Consider the following 22,564-nt stretch of genomic DNA (forward strand, 5'->3'; position numbering starts at 1 on the left):
ATTAAGTAAGCTGCATACTGGTATTTCATGCATACATACAAAATGTACCAGTATGAACCAATACAAATAGATAAAGATTGATTGCTTACTCAAAAAACTAAACTAACTCTTCTTATTGCTGAACTTTATAATCAATTATGATGTTACCTGTAGAACTAGCTGTTACACTTTTAACCAGTAAAAGTCCGTGTTTACCATTAGAGGTTTTAAAGGCTATTATAGTGTTTTCACCTAATCTTGAAAAATTTTCATAAGAGGTCCCACTTTGGTCAAATACTGATATAATATCCTGACCATCCGAAATTTCATAAAACATATCAGTTGTAAGAACGGAATCAGACACCTCCCTAATCTCTGTTTTATTTCTAACAGACCATGTTCCTAAATTATCACTCCCCCAATTTGCTTCGTTATATATAAATTGGGCTGCATTTTCATAAGAAGGAACGAACAAGTTTACCCCAGAAGAACTACTCCGAAAAGTTCCTAAATCAATCTTAGAGCTATTAACTTTAGCATCGAGTACAGAATAAACTGTACTGGTCTCTGCATTTAGAAAAGGACCGACTTCGTTATTACCCTGCATCCCAATTTTAACATCACTATAAGCATTTATTGGTATAATAAATTGATCTCCTTGAATTTTATAATCAAAGGAAAGCGTACCTGAAGAACTTGAAACAATACTTTTTACATGAATCAAACCATATTCGCCTTCTGCAGTTTTAAATGCTATAATTTCGTCTTCTCCCAATCTAGAAAGAGCATTTAAAGAGGGTTCACTAGCATTAAACGCTTCAATAACCAACCTATCATCCATTATATTATTAAAATCATTAATTGACATTAAATCATTTGAGATTCTCCGAAGTTCTGTATTGTTTCTAAAACTCCAAGAGCCTAGGTTGTCTTCACCCCAATTTGCTTCGTTATATATAAATTGAGCTGCATTTTCATAAGAAGAAGCAAACAAATTTATACCCGAAGTTCCACTTCTGAAAGTTCCCAAATCAATTCCTGAACTCATCAATTTAGCATTAGACACAGTATATACCGTTCCAGTTTTTAAATCAATAAATTGACCAGTATCTGTATTTCCTTGCATCCCTAAAGTTACATCTGCAAACGCTGTCATAACTTTAGGATAAGCAAGACCTTTAATAAAAAGTGTAAAGTTATCTTCCTTAAATTTATCTTCTATATCTGTAACCTTATAAGTAAAGGTAATGTCCTTACCTCCATCTTCTGGCTGAATTTCATATCTAAAAGAATATGTTGCAATAAAGGGATTATCAAAATCAACCTTAGTTATTTCGGTTATTTCTTCATTGTTTAATATGGTCTCTATTTTCTTTAGTTCATCTTCAGATGTTACTTGAATATCAAACTCCAACACATCCCCGATGTTTAAAGTATCTGGTAAAATCTCTGGAAACTCCAATTCGATTACAGCAGGTTCCAACACCACTTTAACAGCATAATCAGCAGTTGATGTAAACCCTTTTTTATCTTCTACTACCAAAACATAATTAAGGGTTTTTCCTAAATCATCATTTGTTGGCGTATAGTTAAAAGTATAATCTGCTGTTTTACTGTTATTACTAGGAGTAAAAACAGATCCTTCAATAGATTGATAATTTACTTTTGTTTCTATTTTACTAACACCATCTTTAGCAAACGCTTTCGCAGAAAACGATATTGGTTTATTTGGGAATGCTATATTGGGCGCATCCTCTGGTAGAGTGATGTATAAATCTGGATTAATACCTGTATCTAATAATAGGGTTTCCTCATCGCAGGATAATGCGAAAATAACAGTCAATAATAGGATTATTAAATTATTTATTTTTTTCATTTCTTTTAAGTTTAGTTTAGTAACCTGGATTTTGATCTCCTGCCAACAAATCGTTCACTATAATTTCTTGTTCAGGTATAGGGAATAAATTGTGCTTTTCCTGTACAGTTATGCTAGGATCTTGAGTCTCCACGGCCTCTTTTAGTTTCCCCCAACGTAACAAATCGAATCTTCTTTGTCCTTCAAAAGCAAACTCCTTTCTCCTTTCTAATTCTAAACTATCTTGAAACTGTTCTTTCGTTAATCCTGCAGCTAAATCAGCAAGAGACTCTACATTAACGGGAAACCCAAAAGCCCTACGCCTTACTTTATTAAACGCTGAGTAAGCTTCAATTGTTGGTCCCTCTTCTGCATTAATAGCCTCTGCATACATTAAAAGTATATCTGCATACCTTAAGATGTAATAATTATTACCTCCATCTTGAACACTAACCGCATCTGGATCTTGATACTTGTTTACGTAATAAGGAAATTGTATGGAAGATGGAGCACTGGGCACATATAATACATTAACATCCCTTCTCTCGTCCCCTTCATTATAAATTTGAAAGTGATTTTCTGTTACTGGATTATCACCATAACCAGCAAACTCTCCCGGCTCTGGCGGCAATACTTGAGCTGGCGGTTTAAAAAAACCTTGAAATGAAGAACTTACTGAGTTGATTGCATCACCTGTGCTTGTAAACTGAATTTCAAATATAGATTCTTTTATGTTCTCGTTAGCAATATCGAAAACATCAACATAATTTGCCCATAAAGAGTAAATCCCCAAATCCATGACATCTCCAGCCGTGTTTTTGGCATCGACATATTGCTTATTAGTTAAATAAACCTTAGCCAACAACCCTAGAGCAGCCCCTTTCGTTGCACGACCATAGTTTTCCGTACCATATTGAACGGGCAAATTTAATTCTGCAAATTTTAAATCTTCCTCTATGAGTTCATAAACAATATCTGTTGAACTTCTAGCTACATTAAGCCCTTCTAATGATTCAGTTGGCTCTGTAACCAAAGGCACCGCACCATAAAGTCTTACTAAGTTAAAATACATTAAGGCTCTTACAAAATGAGCTTCACCTAAAAACCTGTTTTTATTATCTTCACTAATATTCATTTCCGCTATCCGTTTTATAACGATGTTAGCTCTATTGATATTTACATAATGTACCTTCCAAAAACGTAAAATAAGATCAGAAGAGGCATCAAACTGAAACTTATCCATCTGTAGTTTGTTTGTATTACTTGTATTTCTTCCGAAGCCCCATTCGGCATCATCTGTTCCTTGAGACTGAATTGCTTCCATAAACTGATTATATATATCTGCCGTTTGTAAGGAGGAATACACTGCATTTACCGCCGCTTCAGCATCTTCTTCTGTTTGAAAAAGGTTATCGGCAGTATTAACGCCATCTGGAACTACTTCTAAGTCAGAGCAAGAAAGTATACCTAAAAGTATTATTATATTACATATTATTTTTTTCATGACTTTTTAAATTTAAAAGGTTACATTAAGGCCTAAAGAGAACATCTTTGAGTTGGGGTAAGCACCAGAATCAAACCCTTGTCTAATATTATCAGAACCATATCTACTTACCTCTGGGTCTAGGCCACTATAATCTGTAATGGTCAAAAAATTCTGTGCATTCGCATAAATGCGAAGGTTCTGAACGCCTAATTCCGAAACTAGGGTTTCAGGAAAGTTATAGGCTAGTTGAATGTTCTTCATTCTTAGATAAGAACCATCCTCAACATATCGATCAAATGGCCTGTTTACCGGCCTTGTTGTGGTTGCTCTTGGGATATTGGTATTGGTATTATCTACAGTCCACCTATCCAACACTGTTGTTCTTTGATTTTGTAATCCTGTTAGGTTTTCTAGGGTAACCACGTTTAAGTTATACAAATCATTTCCATAGACATATTGAAATAATACAGACAATTCAAAACCTTTGTAAGAGAATGTATTATTTATCCCTCCAAAGAACTCAGGCTGAGCATTACCGATAATTTGCTGATCCTCCTCATTGATAATTCCATTATTATCAAAATCTACAAATCTGACATCTCCTGGTTTTGCGGTTGGTTGTGCGGAACCGATAATTTCTTCAGGTGACTGAAACAATCCATCTGAAACGTATCCATAGAAAGTACCTAAACTTTCGTCAACTTTTAAAATAGTATTGCTTCCTGACGGAATAATTTCATCTTCCCCTCCTAAATTAATTATTTTGTTTTTATTAAATGTGATATTAAAATTAAAGTCCCATTTAAAAACATCATCAATAATGGCGGCATCAACAGTAAACTCTAATCCCTTATTCTCAATTGAGCCAATATTTTTAAGCCCAGATTGAAACCCTGAAGTATTAGGGATTGTCACATTAAGCAACAAATCATCTGTGATTTTATAATAGGCATCTGCAAGAAACGTTAAGCGATTATCAAAAAAACCAAACTCTAAACCAAAATCGTACTGATCGGTTGTTTCCCATTTTAAATCATTGTTAGGAACTTGTGTAGGAGTTATTCCATTTACAATCATATCTCCTATTACGTAACGGGTTCCTCCCCAAAGATCCAATGACGGGTTATTACCAATACCATCTTGATTTCCAGTAATACCATAACTCGCTCTAATTTTAAGGTTAGAAAACACATTTAAATCTCTAACAAAATCCTCTTCAATTGCTTTCCATGCTAAAGCCGCTGAAGGAAAAAACCCATACCTGTTATTAGCTCCAAACCTAGATGATCCGTCTACTCGAGTAGTAAGTGTCAATAAATACTTATCATTCAAACCATAATTGATTCTTCCAATATAACTATGAATAGTCCAGTTTGCAGAAGCTGAACTTGGAAGCTCTGCCGCTTCTGGATTTCCTAACCCTAAAGCGTAAGTAGTAGTAACATCATTTAAAAACCCCGTAGCTGAGGCACCAGTTGACTCAAAACGAGAGGATTGTTGTGTAAAACCAAATAGAGCATCTAAAGAATGATTGTGAAATTTCACCTTATAATTTATTGTATTCTCATTTAACCATGTCAAGCTCATAGAATTATACACGGAGGCATCTCCTCCAACTAAAGAACCTGTGTATAAACTTTGTGGAATATAGGTGTCATTTTTCTGAAAAGAAGCATCGATACCCCAAGTCGTTTTTACGGTTAAACCTTTGGCTAATTCTGCACTAACATAAACATTACCTAGTGTTCTGAAGTTTTTATTTAGGTTTTTGTACTCGTACAATAAACCAACTGGGTTGTTAAATCCGATACCTAAATTATTAAATTGAGTAAAAGACCCGTCGGGTTGCTTTATAGGTAAATTAGGTGCCGTGGTCAACATTGAACTTAGAGCACCACTATTTACTCGATTAGCTTCCACATAGCTTCCTGTTAAACTCCCCCCTACTTTTATAAAATCATTTATATTGGAATCTATATTTGATCTCAAAGAATACCGTTCAATATCTGATGATTTCACAATTCCCTCTTGATTAAAGTAGTCAAATGAAAGCAAATAATTCGTTCCTTCCTTTCCCCCTGTTGCCGAAACATTAAAATTCCTAACTGGGGCTATATTATTAAGCATGGCTTCTTGCCAGTCTGTAGAAACAGGATTTAATGAGGGATCATAAAGCACCCCCCCTCCTTCAGCCAAACTAGCTTCATTCGCTAAAGTTTCATATTGTTTAGCGTTCAACAAATCATACCGGTTAGTTTCTTTTTGAAACCCATAATACAAAGACAAGCTAACACTTCCTTTGCCACTTTTTCCTCTTTTTGTAGTAATTAATACGACTCCATTTCCACCTCTGGACCCATAAATAGAAGTAGCCGAAGCATCTTTCAAAATTTCTATCGAGGCTATATCAGTAGGATTAATCGTATTTAATGGATTTAATGATGCTGCACTCGAACTACTTCCGGAGGATATAGGAACCCCATCCACTACAAATAGAGGCTCATTACTTCCATTAATGGAATTCCCACCTCTAATCCTAATAGAAGAAGCTGCTCCAGGCGCTCCAGAACTTTGCACAGTAAAAACCCCTGCTGAACGACCTTGTAATGCTTGATCTGCACTTCGCAAAGGCAAGTTTTCCAATTCATCTCCTTTTATAGAAGATACAGAACCTGTTAAATCCTTTCGTTTTTGTGTACCATAACCTATCAGTACCACCTCATCAAGCTGAGATGTATCGGTCTCCATAACTACATTAATAGCTGTTTCGTTATCTATTACAATTTCAAGTTTCTTAAAACCAAGGTAACTGAAAATTAAAATAGGTTTTTGCTGTTCTACCTTTAATGAAAATTTTCCATCAAAATCAGTGACAGCACCTATACTTGTACCTTTCACTAAAACTGACACGCCAGTTAGAGGCATTTGATCCTCTCTAGACGTAACTACACCCGAAATTGTGGCTGATTGCCCATAAGATACTCCATAGGAAAAAAGCAGGAGAATAATCAAATAAGCTAAATAGTTCTTTTGTTTAATCATCTTATAATTATGTTTAGTTAAAAATGGATGGTAAAGTCCATGGTCAAAACTATTCAAAAATCGAATTAAGAATCTTTAAAATAGTGCCATAAATCTTTAAAATAACATCAAAATCACTTAACACCCCTAATATATACAAGCAAAAACCATTTTTTTAGTATATTTAAATTCTAAACCTATTCTCCCAACCAACTTTACCAATGAGATTTTTCTCCTATACCACCATCCTATATCTATTTTTGTGCTTTACATCTTTATTGGTTGCTCAAAATATTGAACTAAAAACAGTTTTGACAGATAAAGATGGATTACCTCAAAATAAGGTTAAACATCTAATTTACGACCAGTATAAATATATTTGGTTAGGTACCCAGAATGGCATCAGCAAATTCAATGGTTACTCTTTTAAGAATTATCCTGAAATTTTGGGCAAGGAGGTTACCGCTATGTTCCTAGATCCAAAAAACAACCTTTGGATTGGAACGCGAGAAGGGCTATATCTTCTAAACAGGGTATCAGATAAACTATCGTTTGTATCTTCCGATTATATTAGAGACATTACATCATATAACAACCAAATCTATTTCATCACTCCAGACCAGCTATTCTCAATAAATAGTAATAACCAAATTGTTCAAATACAATTACCGGACACCCTTAATGATTTTAGAAAGCTAGCTTTCTACAACAACCATCTATTTATAGGTTTTGGAAAAAATAACGGACTTAAAAGGTTCGAGCTAACATCAACAACTGCTAAGCACACAAACGATATCTTAAATCAATCGATAATTTACTGTTTAAAAATTATCGATAAAAATTTATGGGTTGGAACCTCTACAGGCAGCTTGTACAAATTTGACGGTAACAATCTAAAAACAATTGAACTCAATAATTCCCACCCCATACAGGACATTTCTCCTGTAAAAGACAATATTTGGGTAGGAACAGATGGAAACGGTATTTTTTCTATCAAGGGCGATGCTCTAAACAAACATTATTTTGATTTGTCAAATGAAAAAATTGAAATAGGGAGCAATAACGTACATAGCATTTTAACCACCAACGAAAATGATATTTGGGTTGGCACGAACGATTCTGGTGTTTCATATTTTTCAACATTAAAGAATCAATTTACTAACCTCTCTGAAAAATACGAATCGACATTTGTGCACCTCAACAAACCTTCAACAACTTGTTTCGAGGACAACGAAAAAAACTTATACTTTGGAACCAATTATGGCCTGACCAAAATCAGCCCTGACACTAAAAAAAGTACTTCTATTAACCTTACCGAGTCTTTATCTCAAATTGGAGGTTCAAAAATCCTCTCCATTTTTAAATCTAGCACCTCTAATATCTGGATAGGTACTTTTGATGGGGGGCTAGGAAGGTTTAACAGTGCATTAAAACCTATCAAAACTTATTATCCTTTTTCAAAAGGCTCTAAAAATCAGCAAGCAATTAATTTCATATCTAATTACTCTGAAAATGAAATTCTAATTAATTCTATGTTTAAAGGACTGGGTATCTTAAACATAACTAAAGGAACCATAGAAAAGATTCCTTTAATCTCTTCAGATACGATTCTGAATTACCAAAACCAAACCATTAGAAAATTTGACAATAACATATACACCTATGTATTTGACAGAGACGTTTGCCTGTTTAATAGGCAAAAGAATATTCTTAGTCCTCTTTTTAACCCTCCTGCCCAAATAAACGACTTGTATAGAAACTATGATGGCTCTTTTTGGCTAGCCACAAGAGGTTCTGGATTATACCTAGTTAACCCAACAGGTAAAATTTTAAAGCATCTTGATACAGATGATGGACTATCATCTAATTTCCTGCTTCGAATTGAGAAAGACAATTTTGACAACCTTTGGATTTCCAGCATTTCAGGACTTAATAAGCTAGACAACAATAACAACATCTATTCTTACAGTAGTAAAGACGGTCTACCTTCTAGAGAATTTAAACCATTTGCCTCCCTTAAATTACATAATGGAAACATCGTTTTCGGTACTTTACAAGGTTTCATTCTCGTCGACCCTAAATACCATGACATATCCCCAGATCAATCTAAGGCTATAATCTCGGATATTAAATTTCAAAACCAAAGTATAAAAAATTTGGGGAGTAATAAGTTTTTACAAGAACCTATTGAAAATACTTCCAGAATCGAACTACCGTTCACGAGAAACTCTTTTTCCATACACTTCTTTAACGACGACTACAGTTTGCCTAAATCCAGCAAATATAAATATCGTTTACTCGGCCTAGAAAGTGATTGGATAAGCATTGAGGACAACACCCAAACCTCATACACAAATTTAAGCCCTGGAACATATAAATTTGAAATATTGCCTGCAAGCAACAATAGCTACAACGTTAACCAAACCCCAACTGAACTATATATTGACATTCTTTCACCATGGTACTGGTCAAAATATACAATTCCTTTGTACATTTTACTTTTATTGCTTGCTTTTTATTTTACTTATAGGATTATAGTATACAAAGCCCACGTCAATAAAGAGCGGGCTCTTGCTGAATATAAATTAAGCTCAATGAAGGCTTTGAATGAAGAAAAGATAAGCTTTTTCACCAATATTTCACATGACATCAAAACGCCTCTGTCTTTAATTACTGCGCCATTAGATATATTACTAAATGATTCTGAAGCTACCCCGGCAAACAAGCAAAATTTAAATTTAATTAAAAAAAACACAGACAGACTCCTTCAATTAATTAGTAATATTTTAGACTTCAGAACTCTAGACACAAATCACAAATTAAGACTTGGAATTTCAAAAGTAAACGTAGAAAGCCTTCTTGATGAATTAAACGATGCTTTTAGCACAACCTGTGAAAAAAGGGGCATTAAACTAAAAATAATCAACAACTGCGAAACCCCTGTTTACATTGATAGCAATAAAGTAAAACGAATTTTATGGAACCTAACTTCAAACGCTATAGATTATTGCCCTAAAAACTCAAGTATAAAAATACATTGCTCCTTAACTAGTAGCTCTAAACTCAAAATATCTGTTCAAGATAGTGGCAAAGGATTAAACGAGGAAGAACTAGAACATCTTTTCGACCCTTACTTTAAAGGCCAAGCGTTAAAATCCAATTCATACCAAGGAACAGGTCTTGGTTTAAGTATAGTAAAAAGACTGATTGATGCTCATCAAGGGAATATAAAAATTGACTCAAAAATCAATCAAGGTAGCACATTTACTATAACAATTCCATGCAAAAAGGAAAACTATAAAAAAGAAGAAATTACTAATCGAAAAAAGAAAAAAGAAAATTTCTCCACCACCCCAACAAATACTAATTCTAACGTAAAATCAAAATATAAACTCCCTGTTTTATTTATTGTAGAAGACAATATTGAGCTTAATGGTTTTCTTTCAAATTTTCTTAATCCACATTTTAAGATACACTCATTTTTTAATGGATCAGACGCTTTAAAGGCTTCAAAAAAGAAAACACCAGACTTAATTATTAGTGACGTTTTAATGCCTGAAATGGATGGTTACAACTTGTGCAAAGCTATTAAAAGCAATTTTTTAACCTCACACATACCTGTTATTTTACTTACCGCCAATAGTTCTTTGGAACATCAAGTGGAGGGTATGCAACAAGGAGCCGATCAGTATTTAACAAAACCATTTAAACCAGAGTTCCTTCTAGCCTCTGTTAATTCCATATTAGAAAACAGGAATAAACTAAGAGAAAAATATCAACAAGCAAGTACTGCTATAAAAGAAAACAACAGTTTAACTCAAAAAGACAAAGATTTTCTTGATAGTTTACAAAAATTCGCCAAAGAAAATATGTCTACAGAAAAAACCTCTATAGACTTAATGTGTAAAAACCTGAACTGTAGTAAATCTGTATTAACCAGAAAAACGAAAGCCTTAACCGGACTTACTCCAATGGCTTTTTTAAACACTTACAAGCTGAACATAGCTTACGATTTAATTCTGAATGAGGGGTTAAATGTGAGTGAAGCAGCTTTCAAGGTTGGATATTCAGACCCAAATTACTTTACCTTGTGTTTTAAAAAACAGTTTGGCAAAAACCCTTCCGAACTTATTTCTTGAACTATAAAATCGTATAATTTAAATTTACTTTACGTGAAGGAATTCTTCAATTTATTTTTTCATTTTCAAGCCATTTCTTTAAGATATGTATCAATCTTTTTGTTGGAGTAAATTGGTAAACGAAATACTAATATTATTTTATAGGTTTAATTAGAAAAAATAAATTTTTTATTAAAAGCTTATTTTTTAGATTTTGTATATTTTCACAAGCTTTTTACCCTAGTAAATATATGTGAGTTTGACTAGTAGCTATTTTAGTATGGTCAATAATTTTGAAACGGTTTCTTATGGATTCTAACCTTGATTCTAAATCCCCATATCTTCGCTTATTTTCTTATCAAACACCCTTGCATAAATTTGGGACGTAGACAGATGACTATTCCCTAATACTTTGGACACAGTATCTATCGGCACTCCATTACTTAAGGTTACAGTTGTAGCAAACGTATGTCTGGCCATGTGAAACGTAAGGTTTTTTAGTTACTCCAGAAGCATCCGCCACCTCCTTTAAATAACTGTTCAATTTTTGATTGGACATTTTAGGAAACAGATTCCTTTCTTTTCGCTTTGGGTGGTAATGATATCTTTTTATAATAGATAAGGCTGGCCCAATCAAAGGTAGCTTAAAAGTGTTTTGTGTCTTAAGTCTTTTTGTGCTTATCCAATGCTTTCCATCAATACCCATAACGAGATTATCCTCGCTAAGATTCATCACATCGCAATAAGCGATACCAGTATAACAGCTAAACACAAATAAATCCTTTACAATCCGCAATCGTTCTATTGGAGTGTAATAATCTTGAATATTTTCAAGTTCTTCCAATGTCAAGTATTCACGTTCTTTTCTTTCCATTTTAATCCTGAACTTTTGAAATGGATTTTTATCAAACCACTCATTATGAACGGCCATCTACTTAAAATTGATTTGGACACACCTAACGCTTCAATTATCTCTGTGACACTATCTCTAACATAACTCTACATCTTTAACTTTAAAATATTTACCTGAAAACTCTCGATTTTTTTCTCATGATTCTTAATTTTTAAAAATCTGCTAAGATAGTCCTTGAACTTTATGTCCACTGCAATGTAGTAGAGTATCATATAATAAAACCCTAAATTACAACAAGTCCTATCAAAAATTTATGAAAAGAAATAAAAAATTGATTTAATATTAGATGAAGTCAAACCCTATAATTTCTTATTATGAGTACAAAAAATATAAAATGTTGTACCTATGTTGTACCCAAATAAAAAAAGCTCCTCAAAAATGAGAAGCTTTTTACTGTAAATTAACTTTTAAAAAAGTGCGGGTGGGGAGACTCGAACTCCCACACCTCGCGGCACCAGATCCTAAGTCTGGCGTGTCTACCAATTCCACCACACCCGCTTTTTAAAATTTTAAGAACTTTTATTTGGTTAAATACTAAGTCTAGTGAATTCTAAAAACTAACACTCAAATATTTTACTAATTCAAGCTCTAGTATTGGATAATAACTTGCATATTAAAAGATCGTAAATAAAAAATAATGCTTTGACTTAAATATAAAACAAATTGCATCAAATGCAATTAAGAGGAAGAAAAACAAGAATATTCTGTACCTATTCTGTACCCATATAAATAAAAAAGGCTCTCGATTTCTCGAAAGCCCTGTCTTTTCTAGTAGCGGGAACTGGACTCGAACCAGTGACCTTCGGGTTATGAGCCCGACGAGCTACCTACTGCTCTATCCCGCGATATTGGACTGCAAATATACAACCCTTTTTAGATTTTACAAGCGTTTATACCGAAAAAATTATTACTCTATACTAGTTACCTGTAATTGAGACAATTCAAATTAAAAAAAACAAAAAGTGACTTTAAATTAATAAAGCCACTTTTTTATAAAACGTTACTTAATATTATTCTTTTTCTATATCTAAAACAGCTGTAGCTGTTGGATTTATTGTTTTAATTCCTGGAGGGTTTTTACCAGAAACACTAATATATTCTTGATTTAAATTATTATCACTTACCATAATAGTGGTTAACTTTGTTAAACTCATAAACTCTATTGGTAAATCGCCTGTAAGGTTATTTGATGATAATAACAACTCTTCTAAATTAGTTAATTGAGCTATTTCTACAGGAATTTCTCCTTCAAATTGATTATCCATTAAACTCAACTTTTCTAATTTTGATAACGCATAAATATCATTTGGTATGGTTCCTGTTAAAAAGTTACTTCCTAGTAAAAGTTCTTTTAGATTGGTTAAGCTCATAAGTGAACTAGGTATTTCTCCTGATAATTTATTACTGTATAACTTTAATGATTCTAGCTTCTTAAGGCTTCCTAATTCTGATGGAATTTCACCTTCTAGAGCATTCATAAATAATTCTAAAGATACTAGCTCTTTTAAATTACCTAATGACGTAGGAATTGTACCAGATACTTTATTAAAACCTAAGTTTAATTTTCTTAAACTATTAAGGTTTCCTATTTCTTGAGGTAACGCTCCTTGAAGGTTATTAAATGGTAAGTTTATTTCAACTATATGGTTTTCTTCTACTGTTACTCCATACCATGAACTAATAGCTTCATTTAAATTCCACTTGGTATTCCATTGGTCTCCATTTGTTGAATTATACAAGGCTATAAGGGCATCCTTCTCTGTAGAAGAAATATTAGCGAATGAATAAGCACTTGTTAATAAACAAATTGCTATTAGTTTTAAAATTTTCATATTGAACAGATTAGGGATTAATTCTAGAACGAATTTAGTTTAAAATCGGACTAAAAACCATTTTAATCGATAAAATACATTAAATTTTAACAAATTATAATAAATATGATGTATTTCATCTATAAAACAGAATATATAAACTAATTAAAAACTAGTATTTAATATTTCTCCGCTAATTTTTAAAAGTGTTAATTCTGCTAATTTAGCCGAATATTTAGCCTGATTTTTAGTTAATTCGGCATTTAAAAGGTTTATTTGTGCTTGTCTAAACTCAATAGAAGTAGCTTGCCCCAGCTTAAATTTTTCTTGAGTTCTATCAAAATTATTTTGAGAGGTTTCTATATTGGTTTCTTGTAAACGGTAAATATTAAGTTTATTTTGATAATCATCCCAAGCGTTATTAAAATCACGCTCTAAAGTAATTAGTAATTCTTCTTTTTGAGTGTTTTGAATTTCTAGATTTATTTTTGCATTCTTAACATTAGTTATTGTGCTACCTCCATCAAATAAATTCCAAGTTAAATTTAACCCTCCTGAAACACCAGAACTGGTATTTTGTAATGTAAATGCTAATGGACTATTATTTGTAGATTCGTTCCATCCGTAACTACCTGTTAAACCTATACTTGGTAGATATGCCGATTTTCCTGACTTAACCACTAATTTATTTATTTCAATATTTTTATTTAATTGCAATAAACTATTGTTGTACTGTTTTGCTTTTTCTAAAAGTGCTTCTTTATTTAGTAACTCTTTAAATGTTATCTTAGTATCTATACTAAAATTGGTTGTTAAACTATTGCCTAATACAAGATTTAAATCTCTTTTAAAATTAATAAGTGCTTGTTTAGCATTCATGACGTTAATGCTATCGTTATTAATATCAACCTCTGCATTTAATACTTCTAATTTTGTAGATTGTCCATAATTAAATTGATATTGAGCTCTAATTAAACGTTCCTTAGAAATTTCTAAAGTTTGCTGTATAGCTTGAGTATTTTCTTCTTGTTCTGCTACACTATAGTAAACCGAAAAAAGTTGCAAAATGGTATTTTCTATGGTTTCACGGGCTTGTAATTCGGTTAAATCTTTTGTTTCTTTTAATTGTTTATAATTGTATGCTCTTCCAAAACCATCAAATAAAGTGTAATTTAAATTTATTGAAGCGTTGTAACTACGTGTTTCTGCTCCGTTAGCTATTCTTGTTTCTCCACTAGCTAATTCGCCTTCAGAATCCTGTTTAGTAATTGAGGCTCCTGCATTTCCTGTTACTGTAGGTAAATAACCAGAATTTAAAATACTGGCATTGTTTTTAGCAATTTCAACGTTACTTTTTGCTACTTTAATACCATAGTTATGTTCTAGAGCTAAACTTACGGCTTTCTCTGGTGTTATTATTTCTTGTGCAACTAAGGAGGTAGAAATAAACAGTAAACTTAATAGACTAATTTTAATTTTCATGTTCTTCTTTTTGCTCTATAATGGCTCGTTCTACTTCTTCTTTGGTTACTTTCTTACCTGTTGCCAACCATTTTACGTTTTGTTTAATGCTATTACTAAATGATAAAAATAGCGGTAAAACTAATAAAGTTAAAATGGTGGCATACCCAATACCAAATGATATTGAAATTGCCATGGGTTTTAAAAATTGTGCTTGCCTGCTTTTTTCTAAAAGCAAAGGAGCTAATCCTGCCATGGTTGTTAATGAAGTTAAGAAAATTGCTCTAAAACGTGATTTTCCAGCTTCTGATAAGGCTTCGTTAAATTTCATACCTTCCCTTAGGTTATTATTAAATTTACCTATAAGTACCAAACCATCGTTTACCATAATTCCTATTAAGGCAATGATTCCTAAAAGCGATAAAACATTTACTTGAAAACCTAAAATCCAGTGCCCCCAAGCCACCGCCGTTAAACTAAATGGTATTAATAATAACAGTAGCAATGGTTGTGAATAACTTCTGAATGTAAAAGCTATAGTTATATAAATTAGTAATAAAATTATAGGACCAGCTATTTTTAAAGAACTTACTAACTTACTAGCTTCTCTATTTTGCCCTTCATAAGAGGCGTTTATGGTTGGGTATTTAGACTGTAGCTCTGGAATAAAGTTTGTTTTAATATCATCAATAATATCGGTAGCACTAGTCCCTGGATCTTTTAAATCTGCATACACCTGTATTTCTCTCATACCTTCAAGATGATTTATTGCTACCTCGCCACGAGCAATAGTATAATTAGCAATATCTTTTAGTGTTACACGCTCTCCAGTTGGTGTAACAATACGCATTTGATCTAGATTATTAATAGAACTTCGGTTGTCTCTATCATAACGTACCCAAACCTTTATTTCGTCTTGTCCTCGTTGAAAACGCTGTGCTTGATTACCAAAAAAACCAGAGCGCACCTGGGCCATGACAGTTTGTAAATCTAAACCTAACAAATAAGCGCTTTCTTTAAGTTCTAAACGAATTTCTTTTATACCTGCAGGATCGTTATCGCCAATATCTTTTAAAAGCGGATTAGACTTTAAATATGCTTTAAGTGCTTCTTTTGAAGCTTTTAACTCTTCAATATTATTACTTAACAACGACACCGAAACTGGGTTTCCTCCAAAATTACCACCAGATCCATAAATTAAACGTTCTGTTCCAATAACAGGTCCTACCAACTCTTCTAACCTATTGGTTACTAAAAACGATTTTATTTCGTCTGGACGTTCTTCTCCAGGTAACAAATTGATTCTTAAGGTGGCACTAGAGCTACTTGTTAAATTTACTATAGTGTTTTCAAAAAGTTGCTTTCCTGTTCCTTTTAAATATTTTTCGGTTAATTCTTCATTTACAATAAATGATTTTTCTTCAATCATTGAAATAATAGAATCGGTTATTTTCTCATTGGTTCCAGTAGGCATAACCAATTCTACCGTTACAGCATCACTAGCTATTCTTGGGAACAGTGTAACACCAATAACGCTTCCACCAAGAGCCCCCAGCGTTAAAATTAATAGAGTTAAAAATATACCAAGTGAAAATAGTTTAAATTGAAGCACAAAATTTAAAACTGGAGTATATAAACGTACCCGCAAATAAGTCATGATTCTATCTCCTAACTTATTAATACTCCGCATTACAGAAAAAAACTGCTTTATTTTTGAAGGGTTTTCTGTTTTAACTGGAGGTTTTAATGCTTTTGAGTGTGCTAAATGTGCAGGCAAAATAATTAATGCTTCTATTAATGATACTACCAAAGTTAGTATAACAACTACCGAAACTTCGGCAAAATTCTCTCCTATTCTACTATCTAAAAAGAAGAAAAGTGAAAATGCTAAAAGTGTAGTAATTATTGCCGAAACTACGGGAGGAATCACTTCCATTGTACCATCAATAGCAGCTTGAATGGGTTTTTTACCTTTTTCGTAATGTTGGTAAATGTTTTCTGCAATTACTATACCATCATCAACTAAAATACCAATGACAATAATCATTCCAAAAAGCGATAATACATTAATGGTAACATCAAACTGAGCCGCAAAAATAAACATCCCTAAAAACGATATAGGCAACCCAAAGGCTACCCACAAAGCTAATCTTGTGTTTAGAAATAATGATAAAAACAACAACACTAACAAAACACCCTGTAAGGCATTGCTTAGCAATAACATGGTACGTTGCTTTAATGGTATAGACCTATCACTTACCACATCAATTTTTACGTTGTCATACTTTTGATTGTATTCTTCAATATACTCATTAACTTTAGCTGCAGATGAAATTAAATCTTCGTTATTGGTACTGGTTATTGAAATATTTACTGCTAAATCCTGATTAAAATAGGTGGCATTAGGTGTTTCTGAAAAACGATCTCTTATAATAGCTACATCTTTTAAACGCACTATTTTACCATCAGAAGAAGCTTTTACAACAATATTTGATAATTCTCTACCATAATATTGCTTATTATTAGCTCTTATTAAAAATTCTTCGGCTTCTGTTTTTACATTTCCTCCGGTAACTAAAATATTGGCATTACTTACAGCATTTGCTACTTCGGTAAACGTTAGGTTATAGGCAAGTAACTGCGTTTCATTTACTGCTATTTCTATTTCTTCATCAGGAAAACCAGATATTTCAATTTGAGAAATACCGTCAATAGCCCTTAAATCTGTTTCAACCTGTCTTGCTAGCTGCTTTAATGTTGCAAGAGGAATGTCTGTACCACTTATAGCGAATGAAATAGTTTCTCTTACCGCTTCTTGTTTTGAAACTACTAAAGGTTCCATTCCTGTTGGAAATGAAGGTACTCTATCTACAGCATTTTTTACTTCTAGCAGCATAAAATCAATGTTTTCACCTTTTTCAATTTCAACAGTAATGGTTCCGCTGTTTTCTTTTGAAACTGATGTAACACGATCTATTCCTTTTAAGCCTTTTAAATTATCTTCTATTTGAAGCACAATACCCTCTTCTATTTCTAAAGGTGAGGCTCCGGGGTAGGTAATAGCAATGTTTATTATTTTAGAATCTGATAGCGGAAAAAATGATGATTTTAAGGCTAATGCTCCTATTATTCCGAATACAAAAAATGCAATAATAAATATGTTTACTGCTACATGATACCTTATAAAATATTCAATTACCTTTCTCATTCTTGAACTGTATCTGTTGAGTTATTAGCCGGTTTTACACGCATACCAACATAAGCTCCAGGTACCGGTTTTTTAAGAACCACCGTTTTATCTGGAATACCTTTTATAACTACTTTATATTCAGAAAAATATACTGGAGTTACATCTATTACCTCTAAGACATTGTCTTTTACTACAAAAACTCGATTGCCTTCTAGTAATAAATTTCTATCCATTTCATAAGCATCTGCTTCTTCTTTTGCATCTAATTGAGCCTCTAGGTACATGCCTTCTTTAAGCGCATCATCTTTTACTTCAATAAAAGCTGTTATGGTTTGGGTTGTGGCATCAATACTTCCGTTTATTCTAGACACTTTACCTTTATAAGTTTCGGTGTTATCTAAATTATTTAACACTACATCTTCACCAACTTTTAAAAGCGTACCGTAAGTTTTACTTAACGCTACTTCCATTTCATAAACCGATGGATTTATAAACTCACCTAGTTTTTGCCCACTTCTAATTAATGATCCTTCTGTAACTAAAGCTTCGGTTAAAATTCCAGAAAATGGTGCAGTAATATTATATTTTGATAAACGCTGTTCTAAATTTTTTACATTGTAATAACTGGTTACAATACCTCTTCCTGTAATGAAGTAATTTTCTTTATCAGAAGACATTTCAGGAAGTTTAGGTGTAGTTTTACTTAAATCAAAACCACTTAAATAGTCCTGCCATTTTTGAAAAACATCAGGAAAATCTAAACGTAAATCTGGCATTATGGCTGCAATGCTATTGTACAATTCACTTTTTGCCGATTGAACACTAGCGTAATACTCTGACGCATCTATAGGAATTAAAACTTCGCCTTTATGATATTTTTGTCCTGGTTTAAAAAGTTTTTTACCTGTTTTAAAAATGCCTTGTACTTCGGCATAAATTTCAACCCGTTGTTTGGCTACCAAAACACCATTTGCAGGAACAACAATTTTAACATTGGTATTATAAACAGTATCTGTAATAACTGTTTTAACAATTTTTTCTCTTACAGGTTTTGGTTTGTTTTTACTGTCTATTATTTTTTTTGCTCCTAAAATAGAAGCTACAATTAAAACAACTCCTATTACAGCTAGTATAGTTTTTCGCATTGATTAGTAGTTTAAGCGTGTATGACAGCAAAACTACCTCATAGTTTAATTTAAAAGTCTTAAAAAAAACTTAAAAAACTAGTTACTTAACACATCTATTTCTTCTTGAAGTGTTTCCCACTTTTGCATAAGATCTTCTAAATTGGCTTTCTTTTGTTGATAATTATCGAAAAAATTAGGTTTTGCAGTTACCTCTTCATAGTTTATTTCAAGTTCTAAATCTATAGCTTTAATATCTTTTTCTAACTGATTTATTTTTGCTTCAACATTACTTAGCTTGTTGTTTAAAGACTTTAATTTCTTCTGCTCTTCATAAGATTGTTGCTTTTTCTTTTTAGGTGCTTCTTTTACTACGGTTCTTTTTTCAACTTCCCGTAGATTTTCAACTTTTCGTTGTTCTAAATAGTAATCAATATCTCCTAGATATTCCTTTATCTTATGGTCTTTAAACTCATAAACTTTATTTGTTAAACCTTGTAAAAAATCACGATCATGAGATACCAAAATTAGGGTACCTTCGTATCGTTTTAGAGCTTCTTTGAGTACATTTTTAGATTTAATATCTAAGTGATTAGTTGGCTCATCCATTATCAATACGTTAAATGGCTGCAACATTAATTTAGCCAAGGCTAAACGATTACGTTCGCCACCAGAAAGTACTCTAACATACTTTTCTACCTCTTCTCCCCTAAATAAAAAAGAGCCTAAAATGTCTCTAACTTTACTTCGGTTAGTTTCATTAGCGGCATCAATCATAGTATCTAATACGGTTTTGTTGCCGTCTAAATACTCTGCTTGGTTTTGGGCAAAATAACCCAGTTGCACATTGTGACCCAATTTTAATACGCCATCATACTTAATATCTCCAACAATAATTTTAGCTAAAGTAGATTTACCTTGTCCGTTTTGACCAACAAAGGCTGTTTTACTATCGCGTTCAATTAGTAAATTGATGTTTTTAAGCACCTCTTTTTCTCCATAATTTTTAGAAACAGATTCAGCTTCAACAACTACTTTTCCGGGTGTAACAGAAACAGGAAAGTTAAGTGTCATTACACTGTTATCATCTTCATCAACCTCTATGCGTTCAATTTTATCTAGCTTTTTTATAAGCGATTGCGCCATAGTTGCTTTTGATGCTTTAGCCCGAAACTTTTCAATAAGTTTTTCTGTATGTTCTATTTGTTTTTGTTGATTTTTTTGTGATGCTAATTGTTGTGTTCTTAACTCTTCACGCAGTACTAGATATTTAGAATAAGGTTTAGGATAGTCGTAAATTCGCCCTAAAGAAATCTCAATAGTTCTGTTTGTTACGTTATCTAAAAACATTTTATCATGAGATACTATAACTACAGCTCCTGAGTAATTTTTTAAAAAACTTTCTAACCAAATAATGGACTCTATATCTAAGTGGTTTGTAGGCTCATCTAAAAGCAGTATATCATTATTTTGAAGTAATAATTTAGCCAATTCAATACGCATACGCCACCCACCAGAAAACGTATCGGTTAACTTATTAAATTCCTCTCTTTGAAACCCTAGCCCTTGTAAAATCTTTTCAGTATCACCTTGATAATTGTAACCGCCTAAAATTTCGTATTGATGCTGTAACTCATTAATATCTACCATTAACTGATGGTAGCCATCACTTTCATAATCTGTACGTTCTGCTAATTGGGTATTTATAGCTTCCATTTTGGCCTCTAACGTCTTAATCTCTGTAAAAGCTTCATAAGCTTCTTCTAATACGGTTCTACCAAGAACAAAATCTATATCCTGTTTTAAAAAGCCTATTTTTAATGCTTTATCTGCTGCTATTTGCCCAGAATCTGGTTCTAATTCTTTTGATAAAATTTTTAACATGGTAGACTTACCAGCTCCGTTTTTACCAATAAGCCCCACTCTATCACCGTTTCCCAGCTCAAACGTAATGTCTTCAAAAAGAAATTCTCCTTGAAATGAAATTGATAAATTATGAATGTTAAGCATAGAAATGTGACTTTAGTTACAAATTTTTAAACAAATACAATTACTTTTGTTTTCTCAAAACGCAAGCAAAAATACACTAAAATAAATGTTTAAAAAAGGAACTAAGCTTTATAGCATCATTACAGGCTGTTGTCCTAAATGTCATCAGGAATCAATGTACAGTACTAAAAATCCTTATATATTATCTGATACTTTAAAAGTGAACGAGCGTTGCTCTAAATGCAACACTAAATACCGAATAGAACCTTCATTTTTTTACGGTGCTATGTACGTAAGTTATGCGGTTGGTATTGCTTTTGCGGTGGCTGCTTTTGTTATTAGTAATCTTATTTTTAAAGCTAGTTTAAAGGTTACTTTTATTTCTATTGTTGGTACTTTAATAGTGTTTATGCCAATAATAATGCGTCTTTCTAGAAATATTTGGATTAACTTTTTTATGTCTTATGATGAAAATTTAGTTAAGAAAAAAACTCAAGACAGCTAAATTGTAAACCTATTAATATCTATTTCACTTTCTAAAGGTGTTCCTTTTTCTATAAAATCATATAGTTGTTTGGCAACATAAGGACCAATCATTACTCCTCTTGTGCCTAAGCCATTTAACACAAATAAATTATTAAATTTAGGATGTTTACCTACCAAAGGTCTTCTATCTTTAACGGTTGGTCTTACTCCTGCAACCTGACCAACAACCTTAAACGAACATTTTATTAGTTTTCTTAGCTTTTCTAAAAGCACTGTTTTGGCTTTTAATGATATTTTATTAGTTAAATCTTTCCATTCATAAGTAGCCCCTACAATGTATAAATCATCTCCTAACGGAATTAAAAATGCGGCAGATTTTAAAACAAAATTGATTTTTAATTCTGGCGCATGTATTATTAGTAACTCACCTTTTGCCGGCACCAAAGGTAATTTATTAAAAAACGGATTTTGCTTAACCCCAAAACCTTCAGCGAATACTACTTGCTTAGCTTCAATGTTTTTGAACTTAATTTTTTCTGATTCCATTTTCAGTTCATCAAAATTAAAGTCCTCCTCAAAATATAAATTATCTTTTTTTAAGTATTTTTTGTAAGACTCTATTAAGGTTTTAACGTCAATTCTACCAGTTTTAAACACTTCTCCAAAGCCAAAAGGAGCGTAAATGTTTGTATTTTCATTTTTTATAATGGTATCTGATAGGTACTCTTCTAGAATTGGTTTATCTGAAGCTTCAAACCAGTTATTTTGTTCTTCGGTTGATGCAAACTTACGGTATACGGGTAGTTTATAATCTAGTTTAATATTTAAAAACTGTTCTAAATTAGCATACATGGGTAATGCTAACTCTAATTGTTCTTTGGCTTTCCATACAGGCGTAAATCTTTTTAAAACTACAGGATTGTAAAGTCCGCCCGCAACTGCTGATGATAATTGCGAATTATTATCAAAAACTATAAAGGTTTTGTTGTTGTTTCTAAGTTGTTCGCAAAAACTAATACCTGCTAATCCAACACCTACAACTATATAATCTACATACATACTGCGAAGATAAAAAATCAATGTCTACCTATGTAATGATAGCAAAAAAAAGCCCACTTAAAAGTGGGCTTT

At 32.4% G+C, this 22,564-nt stretch carries 13 protein-coding genes and 2 tRNA genes; 2 read left to right on the forward strand and 13 right to left on the reverse strand.

Annotation, left to right across the window (positions count from 1 at the left end):
* Positions 1-112: 112 nt before the first annotated feature.
* The 3 genes from J1D01_RS15180 to J1D01_RS15190 are packed head-to-tail and all read right to left on the reverse strand — an operon-like array spanning position 113 to position 6,362.
* On the reverse strand, positions 113-1,855 hold the full coding sequence (locus tag J1D01_RS15180) for a hypothetical protein (protein ID WP_421151439.1): 1,743 nt from the start codon (positions 1,853-1,855) through the stop codon (positions 113-115).
* Positions 1,856-1,871: 16 nt separating this feature from the next.
* A complete protein-coding gene (locus tag J1D01_RS15185) occupies positions 1,872-3,338 on the reverse strand; it encodes a RagB/SusD family nutrient uptake outer membrane protein (RefSeq protein WP_421151440.1) in 1,467 nt (488 codons plus the stop codon).
* Between the two features lie 12 nt (positions 3,339-3,350).
* Positions 3,351-6,362, reverse strand: a complete 3,012-nt coding sequence (locus J1D01_RS15190) for a SusC/RagA family TonB-linked outer membrane protein (RefSeq protein ID WP_421151441.1) — start codon at positions 6,360-6,362, stop codon at positions 3,351-3,353.
* Positions 6,363-6,562: 200 nt separating this feature from the next.
* Between J1D01_RS15190 and J1D01_RS15195 the strand changes: the two genes are divergently transcribed.
* Positions 6,563-10,480 carry an ATP-binding protein gene (locus J1D01_RS15195; RefSeq protein WP_421151442.1) on the forward strand — a complete coding sequence of 1,306 codons (3,918 nt, stop codon included), beginning with the start codon at positions 6,563-6,565 and terminating at the stop codon, positions 10,478-10,480.
* 306 nt (positions 10,481-10,786) lie between these two features.
* Here J1D01_RS15195 and J1D01_RS15200 read toward each other — a convergent pair whose 3' ends face one another.
* From J1D01_RS15200 to J1D01_RS15240, 9 genes are all read right to left on the reverse strand, one after another.
* Complete coding sequence (locus J1D01_RS15200) at positions 10,787-10,939, reverse strand: hypothetical protein (protein WP_421151443.1); 153 nt, start codon at positions 10,937-10,939, stop codon at positions 10,787-10,789.
* Positions 10,899-11,333: a hypothetical protein gene (locus J1D01_RS15205; protein ID WP_421151444.1), complete on the reverse strand. Its 435-nt coding sequence runs from the start codon at positions 11,331-11,333 to the stop codon at positions 10,899-10,901. Before J1D01_RS15205 ends, J1D01_RS15200 begins: the two co-directional genes overlap by 41 nt.
* A 455-nt stretch (positions 11,334-11,788) precedes the next feature.
* Positions 11,789-11,870 (reverse strand) — tRNA-Leu (locus J1D01_RS15210).
* Between the two features lie 274 nt (positions 11,871-12,144).
* A tRNA-Met gene (locus J1D01_RS15215) sits at positions 12,145-12,217 on the reverse strand.
* Between the two features lie 165 nt (positions 12,218-12,382).
* Complete coding sequence (locus tag J1D01_RS15220) at positions 12,383-13,204, reverse strand: Two component regulator three Y domain protein (protein ID WP_421151445.1); 822 nt, start codon at positions 13,202-13,204, stop codon at positions 12,383-12,385.
* A gap of 144 nt (positions 13,205-13,348) precedes the next feature.
* Positions 13,349-14,665, reverse strand: a complete 1,317-nt coding sequence (locus J1D01_RS15225) for a TolC family protein (protein ID WP_421151446.1) — start codon at positions 14,663-14,665, stop codon at positions 13,349-13,351.
* Positions 14,655-17,852: an efflux RND transporter permease subunit gene (locus J1D01_RS15230; RefSeq protein WP_421151447.1), complete on the reverse strand. Its 3,198-nt coding sequence runs from the start codon at positions 17,850-17,852 to the stop codon at positions 14,655-14,657. Before J1D01_RS15230 ends, J1D01_RS15225 begins: the two co-directional genes overlap by 11 nt.
* Positions 17,849-18,979 (reverse strand): efflux RND transporter periplasmic adaptor subunit, encoded by a 1,131-nt coding sequence (locus J1D01_RS15235; RefSeq protein WP_372937447.1) that lies wholly within the window; start codon positions 18,977-18,979, stop codon positions 17,849-17,851. Before J1D01_RS15235 ends, J1D01_RS15230 begins: the two co-directional genes overlap by 4 nt.
* A 78-nt stretch (positions 18,980-19,057) precedes the next feature.
* Complete coding sequence (locus tag J1D01_RS15240; RefSeq protein ID WP_421151448.1) at positions 19,058-20,968, reverse strand: ABC-F family ATP-binding cassette domain-containing protein; 1,911 nt, start codon at positions 20,966-20,968, stop codon at positions 19,058-19,060.
* Positions 20,969-21,053: 85 nt separating this feature from the next.
* On the opposite strand from J1D01_RS15240, the gene J1D01_RS15245 reads away from it, so the two are divergent.
* On the forward strand, positions 21,054-21,452 hold the full coding sequence (locus tag J1D01_RS15245; protein ID WP_372937445.1) for a DUF983 domain-containing protein: 399 nt from the start codon (positions 21,054-21,056) through the stop codon (positions 21,450-21,452).
* On the opposite strand, the gene J1D01_RS15250 is transcribed toward J1D01_RS15245, so the two are convergent.
* Positions 21,449-22,513 carry an NAD(P)/FAD-dependent oxidoreductase gene (locus J1D01_RS15250; protein ID WP_421151449.1) on the reverse strand — a complete coding sequence of 355 codons (1,065 nt, stop codon included), beginning with the start codon at positions 22,511-22,513 and terminating at the stop codon, positions 21,449-21,451. The two genes, J1D01_RS15245 and J1D01_RS15250, sit on opposite strands and share 4 nt — an antisense overlap.
* Positions 22,514-22,564: the final 51 nt, after the last annotated feature.

Origin of the sequence: Seonamhaeicola sp. NFXS20 (assembly GCF_049132085.1) — a bacterium.
Lineage (GTDB): Bacteria > Bacteroidota > Bacteroidia > Flavobacteriales > Flavobacteriaceae > Seonamhaeicola.